The 14,717-nt window shown below is 64.4% G+C and carries 14 protein-coding genes; 8 read left to right on the top strand and 6 right to left on the bottom strand.

Going from position 1 to position 14,717, the window contains the following annotated elements:
• Positions 1 to 93: 93 nt before the first annotated feature.
• The 7 genes from IT775_RS09710 (at position 94) to IT775_RS09680 (ending at position 8,442) form a co-directional block, all read left to right on the top strand.
• Entirely contained in the window at positions 94 to 954 is an 861-nt protein-coding gene (locus IT775_RS09710) for an FAD binding domain-containing protein (RefSeq protein ID WP_212700910.1), read from the top strand.
• Positions 954 to 1,436 carry a (2Fe-2S)-binding protein gene (locus IT775_RS09705; RefSeq protein ID WP_212700909.1) on the top strand — a complete coding sequence of 161 codons (483 nt, stop codon included), beginning with the start codon at positions 954 to 956 and terminating at the stop codon, positions 1,434 to 1,436. The genes IT775_RS09710 and IT775_RS09705 overlap by 1 nt, the downstream gene beginning before the upstream one ends.
• Positions 1,433 to 3,697 carry a xanthine dehydrogenase family protein molybdopterin-binding subunit gene (locus IT775_RS09700; RefSeq protein WP_212700908.1) on the top strand — a complete coding sequence of 755 codons (2,265 nt, stop codon included), beginning with the start codon at positions 1,433 to 1,435 and terminating at the stop codon, positions 3,695 to 3,697. Before IT775_RS09705 ends, IT775_RS09700 begins: the two co-directional genes overlap by 4 nt.
• Positions 3,697 to 3,942, top strand: coding sequence for a MoaD/ThiS family protein (locus IT775_RS09695; RefSeq protein WP_212700907.1), 246 nt, complete (start codon positions 3,697 to 3,699; stop codon positions 3,940 to 3,942). Before IT775_RS09700 ends, IT775_RS09695 begins: the two co-directional genes overlap by 1 nt.
• Positions 3,943 to 4,139: 197 nt before the next feature.
• Positions 4,140 to 4,847: an ABC transporter ATP-binding protein gene (locus IT775_RS09690; protein ID WP_212700906.1), complete on the top strand. Its 708-nt coding sequence runs from the start codon at positions 4,140 to 4,142 to the stop codon at positions 4,845 to 4,847.
• Positions 4,847 to 7,210, top strand: a complete 2,364-nt coding sequence (locus tag IT775_RS09685) for an ABC transporter permease (protein WP_212700905.1) — start codon at positions 4,847 to 4,849, stop codon at positions 7,208 to 7,210. The genes IT775_RS09690 and IT775_RS09685 overlap by 1 nt, the downstream gene beginning before the upstream one ends.
• The gene (locus IT775_RS09680) at positions 7,207 to 8,442 is read left to right on the top strand and encodes an efflux RND transporter periplasmic adaptor subunit (RefSeq protein WP_246525448.1); all 1,236 of its coding nucleotides are present in this window, start codon (positions 7,207 to 7,209) and stop codon (positions 8,440 to 8,442) included. The genes IT775_RS09685 and IT775_RS09680 overlap by 4 nt, the downstream gene beginning before the upstream one ends.
• 276 nt (positions 8,443 to 8,718) lie before the next feature.
• On the opposite strand, the gene IT775_RS09675 is transcribed toward IT775_RS09680, so the two are convergent.
• Positions 8,719 to 9,477, bottom strand: coding sequence for an SDR family NAD(P)-dependent oxidoreductase (locus IT775_RS09675; protein WP_212700904.1), 759 nt, complete (start codon positions 9,475 to 9,477; stop codon positions 8,719 to 8,721).
• Positions 9,467 to 9,787, bottom strand: a complete 321-nt coding sequence (locus IT775_RS09670) for a darcynin family protein (RefSeq protein ID WP_212700903.1) — start codon at positions 9,785 to 9,787, stop codon at positions 9,467 to 9,469. The genes IT775_RS09675 and IT775_RS09670 overlap by 11 nt, the downstream gene beginning before the upstream one ends.
• An 82-nt stretch (positions 9,788 to 9,869) precedes the next feature.
• Here IT775_RS09670 and IT775_RS09665 point away from each other — a divergent pair, with 82 nt between their 5' ends.
• Positions 9,870 to 10,478, top strand: coding sequence for a TetR/AcrR family transcriptional regulator (locus IT775_RS09665; RefSeq protein WP_212700902.1), 609 nt, complete (start codon positions 9,870 to 9,872; stop codon positions 10,476 to 10,478).
• Between the two features lie 115 nt (positions 10,479 to 10,593).
• On the opposite strand, the gene IT775_RS09660 is transcribed toward IT775_RS09665, so the two are convergent.
• The 4 genes from IT775_RS09660 to IT775_RS09645 form a co-directional block, all read right to left on the bottom strand.
• Complete coding sequence (locus IT775_RS09660; protein ID WP_246525446.1) at positions 10,594 to 11,019, bottom strand: TRAP transporter large permease subunit; 426 nt, start codon at positions 11,017 to 11,019, stop codon at positions 10,594 to 10,596.
• A gap of 304 nt (positions 11,020 to 11,323) precedes the next feature.
• Positions 11,324 to 12,349: a trans-3-hydroxy-L-proline dehydratase gene (locus tag IT775_RS09655; protein WP_212700901.1), complete on the bottom strand. Its 1,026-nt coding sequence runs from the start codon at positions 12,347 to 12,349 to the stop codon at positions 11,324 to 11,326.
• A gap of 8 nt (positions 12,350 to 12,357) precedes the next feature.
• The gene (locus tag IT775_RS09650) at positions 12,358 to 13,461 is read right to left on the bottom strand and encodes a cis-3-hydroxy-L-proline dehydratase (RefSeq protein WP_212700900.1); all 1,104 of its coding nucleotides are present in this window, start codon (positions 13,459 to 13,461) and stop codon (positions 12,358 to 12,360) included.
• A gap of 13 nt (positions 13,462 to 13,474) precedes the next feature.
• Complete coding sequence (locus IT775_RS09645) at positions 13,475 to 14,716, bottom strand: NAD(P)/FAD-dependent oxidoreductase (protein ID WP_212700899.1); 1,242 nt, start codon at positions 14,714 to 14,716, stop codon at positions 13,475 to 13,477.
• Position 14,717: the final 1 nt, after the last annotated feature.

Here is a 14,717-nt window from a genome sequence, read left to right as displayed (position 1 = left end):
TTTGACTTGCGAAAGACCCTCATTGTGTCTGATCCTCTTGCCATCCGCCCGGGACGAACCCGGACAAGAAATCGTTAAGAAGGATTCAACCCCGTGCGCTACGAACGACCCGAAACGTTGATGGATGCAACGGCCTTGTTGGCGGAGGCAAGCGAGAATGCCTTTGTTCTCGCTGGCGGCACCGACCTGCTTGTCAGAATGCAAAGTGACGACTTCAAGGCCGACCTTGTCGTCGACATCAAATCCATTGCCGGTATGGGCGAGGTGACCGAAACCGAGGACGCATTCGTTATTGGCGCCGCGGTTCCATGCGCCGCGCTCGGCGAACATGAAGCCCTCACCGCCGCTTGGCCCGGCGTGGTGGAAGCAGCCAATCTGATCGGCTCGACTCAAGTCCAGGGGCGCTGCACCGTTTCGGGTAACTTGTGCAACGCATCGCCCGCCGCCGACAGCGTTCCCGCCCTCGTGGCCGCGAACGCGAAGGTCAGGATCGCGGGCCCCGGCGGCACCCGCGAGGCCGCGGTCCTCGATATTCCCACAGGCCCGGGAAAGACATCGCTGGCAAAAGGCGAGATCATCGAGTCGGTGATCCTTCCCAAACCGACGGCGCGGTCGGGCGATGCCTATCTGCGGTTCACCCCGCGCACGGAAATGGACATCGCGGTTGTCGGTGCCGGGGTCAGCCTGTCGCTGGATGACGACGGCGTGGTCAAATCCGCGCGTGTCGCGCTCGGAGCGGTCGGCCCGAAAGTCATGCTGGTGGAAGACGGGGCGCGTGCCCTTGTCGGCACCCGTCTCGAGGATGCAGCGCTCAATGCGCTGGCGGCGGCATGTTCCGCGGGCAGCAATCCGATCGACGACAAACGCGGCACCGTGGAATTCAGAAAACAGGTCGCGGGGGTGCTGGCGCGCCGCGCCGCGCAAACCGCTTACACCCGCGCAGGAGAAAAATGATGACTTCGATAGCTGTCTCCACAACGATCAACGACGATGATGTCGAATTCCTGTGCCAGCCTGATGAAACCTTGCTGGACGTGTTGCGCAACCGGCTCGGCCTGATGGGCGCCAAGGAAGGCTGCGGCACCGGCGATTGCGGCGCTTGCAGCACCATTATGGATGGCCGGGTGGTCTGTTCCTGTCTGGTTCTCGGCGCCGAAGCCCAGGGCCGTACCATCGAAACCATCGAGGGCCTGGCCAACGGCAGCGAACTGCACCCGTTGCAAAGCAAGTTCATCGAACACGCAGCCCTGCAATGCGGCATCTGCACGCCCGGCTTTCTGATGGCGGCAAAGGCGCTTCTGGATAAAAACCCGGACCCGACCGAAGAGGAAATCAGGTACTGGCTCGCGGGCAACCTGTGCCGGTGCACCGGCTATGACAAGATCGTGCGCGCCGTGCAGGCCGCCGCAACCGAAATGAGGGGGGAATCAGCATGAGCTTCGATGCGGCCTACAAGAAGCAGGCATTCAAATCCGTCGGCACCCGCCCCCTGCGCCCCGATGGCGTGGACAAGGTCACCGGGCGCGCCCGCTACGGCGCTGATTTCAACATGCCGGGCCAACTGGTGGCCCGCGTGCTGCGCAGCCCCCATGCACACGCCCGGATCAAACGGATTGACACGGCGCGCGCCGAGGCCGTCAGGGGCGTCAAGGCCATCATCACCGCCGCCGACCTGCCTGACCTGACGAACGGCGACGCGGCACTCTTTGCGATACTCGACAATTGCATGGCGCGGACCAAGGCGCGCTATGACGGTCATGCCGTCGCCGCCGTCGCCGCCATCGATGAAAAGGCCGCGAAAGAGGCGCTCGGACTGATCGAAGTGGACTACGAGGTTCTGCCGCATGTCGTCGATGTCGACGCTGCGATGCAACCGGACGCGCCGATCCTCGATGAAACGGTGTTCACGACCGGTGTCGAACCCGCGCCCAAGGCGCCGTCGAACGTCGCGAACCGGTCCGAGTTCGGCCACGGCGACATCGAGGCCGGATTTGCGCAAGCGGATATTATCGTCGAACGCAGCTTCAAGACCGAACAGGCCCATCAGGGCTATATCGAGCCGCATGCCTGCGTGGCGAGCTGCAATCCCGATGGCACCGCCGACCTTTGGGTCTGCACGCAGGGGCATTTCGTCTATCGCCAGAATTGCGCCGATCTCCTGGGGCTCGAGGTCTCGAAGCTACGGGTCACCTCGTCCGAGATCGGCGGCGGCTTCGGCGGCAAGACCCATGTCTGGGCAGAACCGGTGGCGCTCGCGCTGTCGCGCAAGGCAGGCCGCCCGGTCAAGCTGGTGATGTCCCGCGAAGAGGTTTTCCGCGCCTCCGGCCCGACCAGCGCGACCTCGATCGACGTCAAGATCGGCGCGCGCAAGGACGGCAAGATCACCGCCGCCAGCGCGACGCTGCGTTATACGAACGGGCCTTATGGCGACATGTGGGCCGAACTGGGCGCGATGACGTCGTTTGCCTGCTATGACCTTGAAAACGTCAAGACGGTCGGGTTCGAGGTCCTCGTCAACCGACCCAAGGTTTCTGCCTATCGCGCCCCGTCCGCCCCCATGGCGGCCTTCGCGGTCGAAAGCGCGATTGACGAACTGGCACAAGAAATCGGCATGGATGCGGTAGAGCTTCGGATACAGAATGCCGCCAGCGAAGGAACGCGATCGTCCTACGGCCCGGTCTACGGCCCCATCGGCATTGGTCCCACGCTGGAGGCGGCAAAAGCCCATCCGCACATGAGCGCGCCTCTGGGCCGGAATCAGGGCCGGGGCATGGCCTGTGGCTTCTGGTTCAATTTCGGCGGCCAGACCTGCACCGATCTGAACATCAATTCCGATGGCACGGTGACGCTGGCGGTGGGCACGGTGGATGTGGGCGGCTCGCGCGCCTCGCTGTCGCTGATCGCGGCAGAAGAACTTGGCATCGACTATCAGGATATCAAGGCCGTCATCGCCGACACCGCGACGCTTGGCTACAACGACATGACCGACGGCAGCCGGGGCACGTTCTCCTCATCCATGGCGACGATCTCCGCGGCGCGCAACGCCATCGAAGTCATGCGCAAGCGCGCGGCGCTAACATGGGACATTCCGCTGGAAGACGTCCAGTGGAAAGACGGGCACGCACATGCCGCGGGCACGAAATACGGCAACCTCGCCCCGCTGTCGGTCAAGGACATCGCCGCCAAGTCGGGCAATACCGGCGGCCCCATCGCCGGGCACAGCGAACTGGTGGCCGATGGCGCGGGCGTGTCCTTCGCCACCCATATCTGCGATGTCGAAGTTGACCCGGAAACAGGATCGACGCGCGTTGTGCGCTATACGGTGATCCAGGATGCTGGCAAGGCGGTGCATCCGTCCTACGTCGAAGGGCAGTATCAGGGCGGAGCCGCACAAGGTATCGGATGGGCTTTGAACGAAGAATACGTGTATGGCGACGACGGCCGGCTGCAGAATCCGGGTTTTCTCGACTACCGCATTCCGGTTTGCTCGGACTTGCCGATGATCGACACGCAAATCCTCGAGATACCCAACCCCAATCACCCCTACGGTGTGCGCGGTGTGGGCGAGACCTCGATCGTGCCGCCCCTGGCCGCCATCGCCAATGCGGTTTCGAACGCGGTCGGTGTGCGCATGGCACATATTCCGATGTCGCCGCCGCGCATACTGTCGGCGTTGAACCGCAAGACAGGTTCCTGATGGTCCACGTGACGCTCTGGGCCGGCCTCGTGCCCCTTGCGGACAATCAAAAGACGCTCGCCGTCGAGGCGAGCACCATCCGCGAGCTTTTGCGCAAGCTGGAGGAACTGTATCCGGGACTGCGCGATCCGATCCGGAATCAGGTCGCCGTGGTTGTCAACGGGGTCATCTACCGGGACGACTGGTCGGCCGAGCTGCCCGAAGGGGCCGAGGTGTTCCTGATGCGGCGGCTCGCGGGGGGCTGACGGGGGTTCATGGTGGGATGGCGCGGACACGGGGGTACCTGCGTCGCGCCATCACATCAGCAGTTGATTTCCAGTCGGCTCGAAACCGACAAGCGGCAGGCCGAAACGGTCCGGGGTCACCTTGCGGCAGATCAATGCCGAGGAGAGCGACACCTCCTAGATTTTCCTGAAACGAAACAGGAAATCAGCCCGGCCCGATGCAAACGTCCATTCTCAGAACCGAAGGCATCACCAAGGTGTACCACACCGGCGCGGTGGATGTTCATGCCTTGCGCGGCGTGGATCTTTCGCTTTTCGAGGGCGAGGTCGTGGTGCTTCTGGGCGCCTCTGGTTCCGGTAAATCCACCCTGCTCAACATCCTCGGCGGGCTCGACCGGCCCACCGAGGGCCGCGTCTTTTTCCGCGACAAGGATCTCGGCGGCCTGTCGGACAGCGACCTGACCGAGTTCCGGCGCGATCATGTGGGCTTCGTGTTCCAGTTCTACAACCTCGTCCCCAGCCTCACCGCGCGCGAAAACGTAGCGCTGGTGACCGAGATCGCCGAAACCCCGATGTCACCCGAAGAGGCGCTCGAACGCGTGGGGCTTGCCGACCGGATGTCGCATTTCCCGGCGGAACTTTCGGGCGGCGAACAGCAGCGCGTCGCCATCGCCCGCGCCATCGCCAAGCGGCCCGACATCCTGCTTTGCGACGAACCCACAGGCGCGCTCGACAGCAAGACCGGCATCACCGTTCTTGAAGCCCTGATCGAGGTCAACCGCAGCCTCGGCACGACGACCGCGCTGATCACCCATAACGCCGCCATCCGCCGGATCGCGCATCGCGTCATCTACATGGCCGACGGCCGCATTTCGCATATCGAGGAAAACGCCGAACGCGTCGCGCCGTCCGAGGTCAGCTGGTGATGCGCGCGCTCGACCTCAAATTGCTGCGCGATCTGCGTCATATCTGGGCCCAGAGCCTTGCCATCGCGCTGGTGCTGGCCTGCGGGATCATGGTCATGACGCTTGCGTCGGGGACCCAGCGGTCCCTGACCGAAACCCGCGCGGCCTATTACGAACGCCACCGCTTCGCCGATGTTTTCTCCAACCTCACCCGCGCGCCCAGACAGGTGTTGGACGAAATCGCCCGCATCGACGGCGTGGCGCGGGTGGAAGGGCGCGTCGTCTTTACCGCGCTTCTCGACCTTGAAAACATGCGCGAACCGGCTTCTGCCCGGGTGATTTCGCTGCCCGCCTCGGGCGGGGCTATCCTGAACGTGCCGCTGATCCGCCACGGCCGATTGCCCGAGGCGCTGCAGCAGGACGAGGTCGCCATTTCCGAACCCTTCGCCGAGGCCAACAACCTCAGGCCCGGCGACACGTTCCGCGCCATCCTCAACGGCCGCAAGCGCGAACTGGTGGTGACCGGCATCGTGCTGTCGCCGGAGTACATCTACACGATCGGCGCGGGCGCCTTGATGCCGGACGACCGGCATTTCGGCCTGATCTGGATGCGCGAAACCGCCGCCGCCCCGGTCAAGGACCTGGAAGGGGCGTTCAACGATCTGACGCTCAGCCTGTCGCGCGACGCCAACGAGGCCGCGGTCATCGACGCGGTGGACCGCATCCTCGCCCCCTATGGCGGCACCGGCGCCTACGGCCGCGACCGGCAAACATCGAATGTCTTCATCGACGGCGAACTGAAGCAGTTGGGTGCCCTGGCCACGGTGCAGCCGCCGATCTTCCTCGTCGTGTCGGCCTTCCTGGTGAACATGGTCCTTGGCCGTCTGGTCGCGCTCGACCGGGCGCAGATCGGGCTGTTCAAGGCGGTGGGCTACTCCACCCGGACGATCGCGTTGCATTACCTCAAGATGACGGCAGGCATCGGCATCCTCGGCGTCCTGATCGGCTGGGGCTTCGGCTGGTGGCTGGGTCACGAGATGACCGAGATGTATACCGATTTCTTCCGCTTTCCCTGGCTGCTGTATCGCCCCGGCCCCGGGCCTCTGGTGATCTCGGGCATACTGGGCATTGCCGCCGTGATCCTCGGCGCCCTGCGCGCGGTGCGCGCCTCGGTACGCCTCGCCCCGGCGGTGGCGATGTCGCCGCCCGCGCCGCCCGTCTTCCAACGCGGCTGGGCCGACAGCCTGGGTGAAATGCTGTCGCTGCGGCAGACCACGATGATGATCGTCCGCTCGATCGTCCGCTGGCCGGGGCGCGCGGCGGTGACATTGTTCGGGGTGTCGGGGTCGGTCGCCGTTCTGGTGGTGTCGTTCTTCACCTTCGATGCGATCGACCTGATCATGGTGGAACTGTTCGAGGAAACGAACCGGCAGGATGCCACTCTCACCCTCAGCAGCAGCCTGAACGACCGCGCCGTCATCGACGCGGGCAACCTTCCCGGCGTGCTGCGGGCCGAAGGCATCTATGCCATTCCGATCCGGCTGGTGAACGGCACGCAAACGCGGCTGGTAACGCTTCAGGCCCGCGCGCCGGACGCCACGCTGACCCAGATCCTCGATCGCGAAGGCCGTGTCATCACGCCCTCCACGGCGGGCGTCGTCCTGCCCGAGGAACTGGCCCGGCGCCTGGGCGTCGCCCCGGGCGACAGCTTGCGCATCGACCTGCTGAGTCCGCCGCGGGAAACTTGGCGGGTGCCCGTCGCCTCGGTGATCCGCCAGAGCCTCGGACAGGACGCCTATTTCGACCGCGATACGCTGTTTCACCGGCTGCGGCAGGCACCGCAGGTCAACATGATCCATCTCGCGATAGATACGAACCGGCTGACCGATCTGCAGACCAAGGTGCAGGAAACCCCTGCCATCGCGGGTTTCACCCTGTGGCAGGACGTGCGCAACGAATTCGTCGATACGCTCAACGAAAGCCTGATCTCCATGTCGGTGATCTTCGCCACGCTCGGGATGCTCATTACCGTCGGCGTCGTCTACAACGCTGCGCGCATCCAGCTTGCCGAACGCGCCCATGAATTGGCAAGCCTGCGCGTGCTGGGATTCCGCCGGTCCGAGGTCGGCTACGTGCTGGTGGTCGAACAGATGGTGCTGACCGTTCTCGCCATTCCCGTGGGCTGGGTTGCCGGATACGGTTTCGCGCTGCTCATGGCACAGGGCTTTTCCACCGATGTGGTCACCATCCCCGTCGTCGTCACCCAACGCACCTTTGCGCTGGCCGCCCTGATCGTAATAGGCTCGGCCCTGGGCGCCGTTCTGTTCGTCAGGCGCAGGTTGGACCACATCGATATCGTCAGTGCATTGAAACAGAAAGAATGAACCAGATGCGCATGTTCCGGATCATAGCAGGCATCATGCTTGCCGCACTCGTTCTCGGGGGCCTTGTCTGGGCGCTTCTGCCCAAGCCGGTGCTCGTCGACCTGGCCGAAGCGCGGCGCGGGCCGATGGAAATCACCGTGTCGGGCGAAGGCGTGACGAAGGTCCGCGAAAAATGGGCCGTCACCGCCCCGGTGACGGGAAACACGCTGCGGTCCCCTGTCGACGTGGGCGACGAAGTGGAAAAGGGCCGCACCATCGTGGCGATCATCCAGCCGGCCGAACCCGCCTTTCTCGATGCGCGCGCCCGCCGCCTTGCGGAAGTGTCGGTGGAGGAAGCCGCCGCCGCGGTGCGTCTGGCCAAGGCCAATCTCTCGCGCAGCGACGCACAGCTTGCCCATCTCGAGGCCGAGCTGGAACGGTATCGTGTGCTGGCCGAACGCGGCGCCGTGCCAATCACGATGCTGGAAGACGCCGAGCAAAGCGCCATAACCGCCCGCGCCGAACGCGAGGTCGCGCTTTACGAACTGGAACAGCGCAAGGCAACGAAGGTGCGGATGGAAGCCCAGCTTGCGGCCCCCACGACACCCGACCCAGACGGTGAACCCGGCGAATGCTGCATGCGCATCACCGCGCCGCAGGGCGGAACCGTCCTCGATGTGGTCGATATCAACGCGCGTCTGGTCGAAGCCGGTGCGACCTTGCTGCAGATCGGCGACCTCTCGGATCTCGAAATCGAGGTCGATCTGCTGTCCACCGATGCGGTGGAAATCGAACGCGGCGCGCGCGCCTATGTCGAACGCTGGGGCGGCAAGGGTGTTATCGACGCGAAGGTGCGGCGGATCGACCCTTCCGCCTTCGCCCGCGTTTCGGCCCTGGGAATCGAGGAACAGCGGGTGCGCCTGCTGCTCGACTTCCTCACCCCGCCTGAGCAGCGGCAGGGTCTGGGCGATCAGTACCGCGTCTTTGTGCGCATCGTCACATGGGCAGGCGAGGACGTTCTGCAGATCCCGCAAAGCGCGCTCTTTCGCCATGCTGAACGCTGGGCCGTCTTCGTGGAGGAAGATGGCCGCGCCGCGCTGCGCTATGTCGAGATCGGCCACATGTCGGGTGAAACGGCCGAGGTGCTGGCCGGCGTGGACCCGGGCGACCAGGTCGTCGCCTATCCTGGCGCCGCGATCGAAACCGGCGTGAAGATCGAACCTCGTTCCCTGAACGAAGTATCCGGCAACTAAACGGCCGTCGTCCGCGGATACCCGACCACATGGATCGAAGCCGGGTATCACGACCGGGTGACGGGATCCGGCACCGCTTTTTTTATCCGGTGCAACATGCAACGCGCAGAGCGCATTGAGCATGACGGCGATGTCGATGATCGAAATGCGCCTTCGACGTCCACTTCCATCCATGGAACGCACTTGCGGACGCTCCGCAGCGAACGGCAAACTTGAGCTCCTCCTGCGCATTCGTCGCAACGCAGGGATTGCGAACATTGCTGCCGGGAACTGTCACTATCGCAGCAGGCGTTCTGGAATACCGGGTGACACCCGCGCGAGGATTGGAAGCATTTTCGCTTTCGCGACCCAGACTTCGTGCTTGCCTGCCACGATGGCCTCAACGATCTCAGCCGCTGCGCGCTCAGCGGAAATCTTGCCCCGGCCCCTGCCCCGGGTCATGTCGGTATCGACCAAAGCCATGATCACTTCGGTGACACAAAGCTCCGGGCACGAGGACTGTGCCTGATACCGAAGGGCCTTGGTGAAACTTCGCAGACCCGCTTTCGTCCCTGAATAGACCGGCGCCGCTTCCTTGGGCGCGATGGCTAGGCCTGATGTCAGGTTGACGATGAATGGCGCCGCGCGCCCGGACATGATCGGCAAGAACCGGGACACCAGGTGCACCGGCGCCGTGAGATTGATTTCGATCTCTTGCGCCGATTTCTGCGCGATGTCGCCCACGTTCCCGGACGTGAAGGACATCTCGGTTTGAACGGCTGCATTGTTGATCAGACCGTCAATGGAACCGAACCGCCCGGTCACCGCATCGATCAACTCGTCGCGAGCCGCCACCTTCGACAGGTCACAGGCAAAAGGGACGACCCGATCGCCCAATGCGTCCCGCAGCCCAGCGAGGGCTGTCGCATCCCGCGCAACGGCCGCGACCGTCGCCCCTTCGGCGATCAGCAGCTTGCACAGCGCCCGACCAATTCCGCGTGATACACCGGTCAGGACGACCGTCGCCCCATCAAGGCGTGACCGTTCAGTTCGCATTTTCGAACTCCCGATACCCGTCCTCGTATGCGGGGACAATTTCGACGATCTCATAATAGGGGTTGGCCAGAAGCGGCGTGTCCCGCAGACGTTCCATCGCAAAGTAGTATGCCTGTGGCGTGTCCGCTTCGATCACCGCCACGTCGGAAACCCGCGCGTTGAACGCTTCGGCATCGAAGAAACGGAACGTGACCGTACCGTCGCCGAACGCGGCGCCAAGGGCCTTGTCCGCGATCTCGGCACGCTCGGCACGATCCAGTGACAACCACTCGGGCTTCGCCATCAACAAAAGAAAAATTGTGAGCTTCATTATGGGCTCCTCATTGCAGTCAGTCAGAGAATGTGAATAATTGCTCGCATTCACAACTCGCATTGCCACGCAGAGGCCACCGGTGGACATCGAACCAAGAAAACAAGGGCGCCAGGCGCGCGCGAAAGCCACCGCCTCCGACATCGTAGAGGCCGCCGCTCGCATTCTCGAGGGCGAGCGGATGGACACCCTGACCACCAATCGCATCGCGGAGCGCGCTGGCGTCAGCATCGGATCGCTCTATCAGTATTTTCCGAACAAGGAAGCGATCCTAGCCTCGCTGGTCCGGCGGGAACGGTCAAATCTGCTTGCTGACGTGCAGCGGATCGCAGCCGGCGCGGCCGGCACGGCGGCGAAAATCGACGCGCTGATCGATGCCGGTCTCGAACATCAGTTCGCGCGGCCCCGGCTTGCTCTGCAACTGGAATATATCGAGCAGACGCTGGACATAGGCCCCGAGGCTCAGGAGCTTGCCACAAGGCTGGCCGACACGATCACGGATATCGTCAGGGCGCACGCCCCGCATGCAGACCGGAACGCGGCGCGCGACATCGTCGCAATCTGCCATGCAATCATCAACACGGCTGCGATCACGGGCGAAACTGATACCAAGGGGCTGCGGCAACGGTTGCAGCGGGCCGTCTACGGATATCTTGGGGAGTCCAACTGCGGATATCGGAAGGCCGACTGACGCTTGAAGCGAACGACGAATTGAAGGTCAAGGACGTGCGGGACGTGGCCGCTTCCCTCTCGCGTCACGGGACGGATCGGGGAACGGGCCGAATATCTTGTGCCGTTTCATCGCCTCAGCGCAGCATCAGGCTTGGCAGCCACAATGTGATCTGCGGAAAACAGAGCAGCAGAAGCAGAATCAGCATTTCCATCGCGAGGAATGGCAGGATCCCGCGGAAGATCTTGCAGAGCGGCACACCGGTCTGAGCAGCGGCCACATACACCTTGAGCCCCAAGGGCGGTGTCAGCAGGCCGATTTCCACCGTGTTCGTCACAACGATACCGAACGAAACGGGATCGTAGTCGAGTGCCAACGCCGTCGGGAAGGCCAGCGGCATCGCGAGAGACAGGATCGCGAGCTGGTCCATGAATATGCCCATCATCAGCCGGGCAAATGCGCTGAAACAGCGCTGAAACGACAAAGCCTTGATGCCCACCCCCGAGAATTCGGCGCCGATAGAGGATAATCCGATCGCCTCATCAGAGAAAAACGAACGCAAGACGGCCGTTGAAGAGATTCAGAACGAAATCCTCCAGCGCATTCATATCGGATATGGATATGAGCGGATCAAAACACATTTGCTCGGGCAGTAAGGCAAGGGCGTACAGGCACCAATGCCCTTGGTCCCGATGGAACCAGGGGCAAATATGCGGCGTCATTCATACTGGACCGCCTGGGTGGGGTTGATCACGTCCGTTCTCTTGTGACACCTTCGGATCGATGGATCTGCCGCCATTCCACCCGTGAAAGGCCAACACGAAGCAATCGAGTTTCGCGCAGTCCCAAACGCCTTTCCCAAACCGTCACGCCCCCCAGGTGTCGCGCAGCCGGTAGCCGCAGGGCCAGGGATCGTCCGGGTCCAGCATGTGCTGGTGGATACCGGTGACCCATCCGCGTCCGCTGATCTGCGGTATGATCGCCGGACGGCCGCCGACCCGCGTCTCGCCGAGGATCCTGCCGGTGAACTGCGAACCGATGATCGAGGTCGCAAGGAATTCCTGCCCGGCCTGCATCTGGCCGCGCGCCGCCATCAGCGCCATGCGCGCCGACACCGCGGTCCCGGTGGGCGAGCGGTCCACCTTGCCCGGCTGGATCGCCACCGCAGAACGCCCGGTCAGCCCGGTTTCGGTCTGCTCAAGCGGTCCGGCGAAGGCGCAGAACGAGATGTGATCCCACTCCGCGTTTTCCGGGTGGCAAAAGCCCAGCTGTTCGTTGGCGGCATCGGTGATCCGCACCCCGAGCCGGGCGATGTCGCCGGCCTCGTCCTCGACGATGGCAAAGCCCAGTGCGCTAGCATCCACCACCACGAAACTGTCGCCGCCATAGGCGGTGTCCACGGTCAAGGTGCCGATCCCCTCCACTTCCAGCTTGGCGTCCAGCCGGTCGGCGAAACTCGGCAGGTTTTGCACGCTGATCCGCTCGGCCTTGCCGTTCCGGCACTCGGCGCGCACCTTCACCAGCCCGCCGGGCGCCTCCAGCACCAGTTCGGTCACCGGCTCCTGCATCGGCAGGATGCCCCCGTCCAACAGCACGGTGGAGACGCAGATCGAATTCGACCCCGACATCGGCGGCGTGTCCTCGGGTTCCATGATGATGAAGGCGGCGTCGGCCTCGGGATGTTTGGGCGGCACCAGCAGGTTGGCGTGCCGGAACACACCGCCGCGCGGTTCGTTCAGAACGAAGTTGCGCAGACTCTCGTCCTGCGCAACGAAGCTGCGCTGGTCCCACAGCGTCTCGCCCGGGGGCGGGGCGACGCCGCCGACGATGACATCGCCGACCTCGCCCTCGGCGTGGCAGGAAATCACGTGAATGGTCTTGCTGCTGCGCATGCTTCACCTCAGGAATAGCGGGCGACGGGATCGCCCAACGCGTTGAAATCCGGCGTGATGCCGAGCCCGGGACGATCCGCTGCGGTCATCCGCCCGTTCACCCGCTGTGGCGCGCCATCGGCGATCTTGACGGTACCATAGCTGTTGAAGTCGGTGGCCGAGAAACAGAACTCCGCCGGGGTCGAGCGCGCCAGGTGGGCGATCGCGGCGGTCGTGATGTCGCCGCCCCAGGTGTCCTCGATGGTCATCGGGATGCCATGCGCGATACAGAGGTCGCGCATCAATTTGGCGCGGCTCAACCCGCCGACCTTGGAAATCTTCAGGTTGATCACGTCCATCGCGTCCTCGGCGATGCCGCGCACCAGCATGTTCGGCCCGTCGATCACCTCGTCCATGACGAAGGGCAACGCGGTGCGGCGGCGGATCGAGAGGCTCTCCTCGTAGGTCAGGCAGGGCTGTTCGACATAGACGTCGAGCGTGGAAATCGCACCGACGACGCGGGCCGCCTCGTGCCGGGTCCAGCCGGTGTTGGCGTCCGCCACCAGCAGGTCGGAGGATTTCAGCACCGCGCGGGTCGCGTGGATGCGCTCGATATCTTCGTTGGCATCGCCGCCGACCTTGAGCTGGAACTTGGTATAGCCTTCCGCCGAATAGCCCTCGATCTTGCACGCCATGACTTCGGGATCTTCCTGGCTGATCGCGCGGTAAAGCACCACGTCATCCTGCGCCGCCCCGCCCAGCAGGGTATGGACCGGCTGCCCCGTCGCCTTGCCCAGAAGGTCCCAGCAGGCGATGTCGATCGGCGCCTTGGCGTAGGGGTGACCGCGCAGGGCGGCATCCATGGCGCGGTTGATTTCACCGATGTTCAGCGGGTCCTGTCCGATCAGATGCGGCGCCAGTTCCTGCAACCCGGCGCGCACGCCCAACGCGAAGGACGGCAGGTAGGCCGAACCCAGCGGGCAGCATTCGGCATAACCTTTCAGGCCCTCGTCGGTGAGGATCTCGACAACGGTGCTGTCGAAGACCTCGACGAAATTGCCGTTCGACCAGTTGTAGCGGCCTTCCTTGAGCGGCAGGTCGACCTGGTAGACATTGATGGCGCTGATTTTCATTGGGTGTCCTTTCTCAGAAACGGGTCGGCGCAAAAGGCGCCGGGTTGATTTCGGGGATGCCGCGACGTACGAGGTCGCGCACCAGCTCGGCGGTGCCGGCGGCCTGGGTCAGCCCAAGATGGCCGTGGCCGAAGGCATAGATCACCCGGTCGGCGCGTGGCGCGGCGCCGATCACCGGCAGGCTGTCAGGCATCGAGGGACGGAAGCCCATCCATCGCGTGCCGCCGCTGGTCTTCAGTCCGGGCAGGAACTCGGCGGCCTTGTCCAAGAGCACCCGCGCGCGCTTGTAGTTCGGCGGCAGCCTGAGGCCGCCCAGTTCCACCGCCCCGCCGACGCGCACGCCGCCGTTGATCCGGCTGACGACGAAGCCGTGCCCGCCGAAGGTGAGATGGGTGCGCAGGTCGAAGGCGCCGGCGGGCAGCGTGGTGTTGTATCCGCGCTCGGTCTCCAGCGGCAGCCGGTCGCCAAGGGTGCGGGCCAGGTGATGCGACCAGGCCCCCGCCGCCACCACAACGCGGTCGGCGGCGTGCGCGCCCGAGCCGGTAGTCAGCCGCACCCGCGCGCCCTCCTGCGCCAGGGCGGTGACCTCGGCCTGCTCGATCCGCCCGCCGAGAGCGACGAAACGATCTGCCAGATGGCGCAACCATGCCGCAGGATCGCAGGTGTTAAGCCAGTCCGGCGTGAAACCGGCATGGGTGAAACGCCGGTCAAGGCCCGGCTGGATCTCGGCGATCGCCTCGGGGCTTTGCAGCAGCTCGAAGCGGATGCCATGTGCCTCGCGCAACTGCCACGTCGGCAGGCTGGCGCGGAACTCGGCCTCGCCTTCGTAAAGCTGCAACTGCCCCTCGCGCTGCATCAGCGCCTCGCCGTCGACCCCCTTGACCTGCCGCTCCAGCGCTGCACGGCTGAGTGCCATCAGGCTGGATTGCGCCGCCATCGAGCGTGCGTAGCGGTCGCGCCAGCTGGCCCGCCAGAAGCGCAGCATCCAGGGCGCGATCTTCAGCGCGTAGGCCGGAGGCACAGAAAGCGGCCCCGACGGATCGAGCAGCCATTTCGGCGCCTCACGCATGATGCCGGGCGTCGCCAGCGGCACGATATCGGTGAAGGCGAAGGCCCCGGCGTTGCCGGAGGAGGCGCCGGCGCCGACGCCCTCGCGGTCCAGCACCGTCACCGCATGGCCGCACGATTGCAGCGCGAGCGCCGAGCTGATGCCGATGATCCCGGCCCCGATGACAGTGATTTCCGAAGTCGTCATG

The organism is Thalassovita aquimarina, from assembly GCF_018219815.1.
GTDB lineage: Bacteria > Pseudomonadota > Alphaproteobacteria > Rhodobacterales > Rhodobacteraceae > Thalassobius > Thalassobius aquimarinus.
The sequence above is the reverse complement of the archived record's forward strand: the minus strand, read 5'-3'. Positions and strand labels throughout refer to the sequence as shown.

Bases quoted from the DNA above. Each gene is read 5' to 3' on its own strand.
- IT775_RS09705 (WP_212700909.1), top strand. From the start codon at position 954: ATGACTTCGATAGCTGTCTCCACAACGATCAACGACGATGATGTCGAA.
- IT775_RS09700 (WP_212700908.1), top strand. From the start codon at position 1,433: ATGAGCTTCGATGCGGCCTACAAGAAGCAGGCATTCAAATCCGTCGGC.
- IT775_RS09695 (WP_212700907.1), top strand. From the start codon at position 3,697: ATGGTCCACGTGACGCTCTGGGCCGGCCTCGTGCCCCTTGCGGACAAT.
- IT775_RS09690 (WP_212700906.1), top strand. From the start codon at position 4,140: ATGCAAACGTCCATTCTCAGAACCGAAGGCATCACCAAGGTGTACCAC.
- IT775_RS09685 (WP_212700905.1), top strand. From the start codon at position 4,847: ATGCGCGCGCTCGACCTCAAATTGCTGCGCGATCTGCGTCATATCTGG.
- IT775_RS09680 (WP_246525448.1), top strand. From the start codon at position 7,207: ATGAACCAGATGCGCATGTTCCGGATCATAGCAGGCATCATGCTTGCC.
- IT775_RS09675 (WP_212700904.1), bottom strand. From the start codon at position 9,477: ATGCGAACTGAACGGTCACGCCTTGATGGGGCGACGGTCGTCCTGACC.
- IT775_RS09670 (WP_212700903.1), bottom strand. From the start codon at position 9,787: ATGAAGCTCACAATTTTTCTTTTGTTGATGGCGAAGCCCGAGTGGTTG.
- IT775_RS09655 (WP_212700901.1), bottom strand. From the start codon at position 12,349: ATGCGCAGCAGCAAGACCATTCACGTGATTTCCTGCCACGCCGAGGGC.
- IT775_RS09650 (WP_212700900.1), bottom strand. From the start codon at position 13,461: ATGAAAATCAGCGCCATCAATGTCTACCAGGTCGACCTGCCGCTCAAG.
- IT775_RS09645 (WP_212700899.1), bottom strand. From the start codon at position 14,716: ATGACGACTTCGGAAATCACTGTCATCGGGGCCGGGATCATCGGCATC.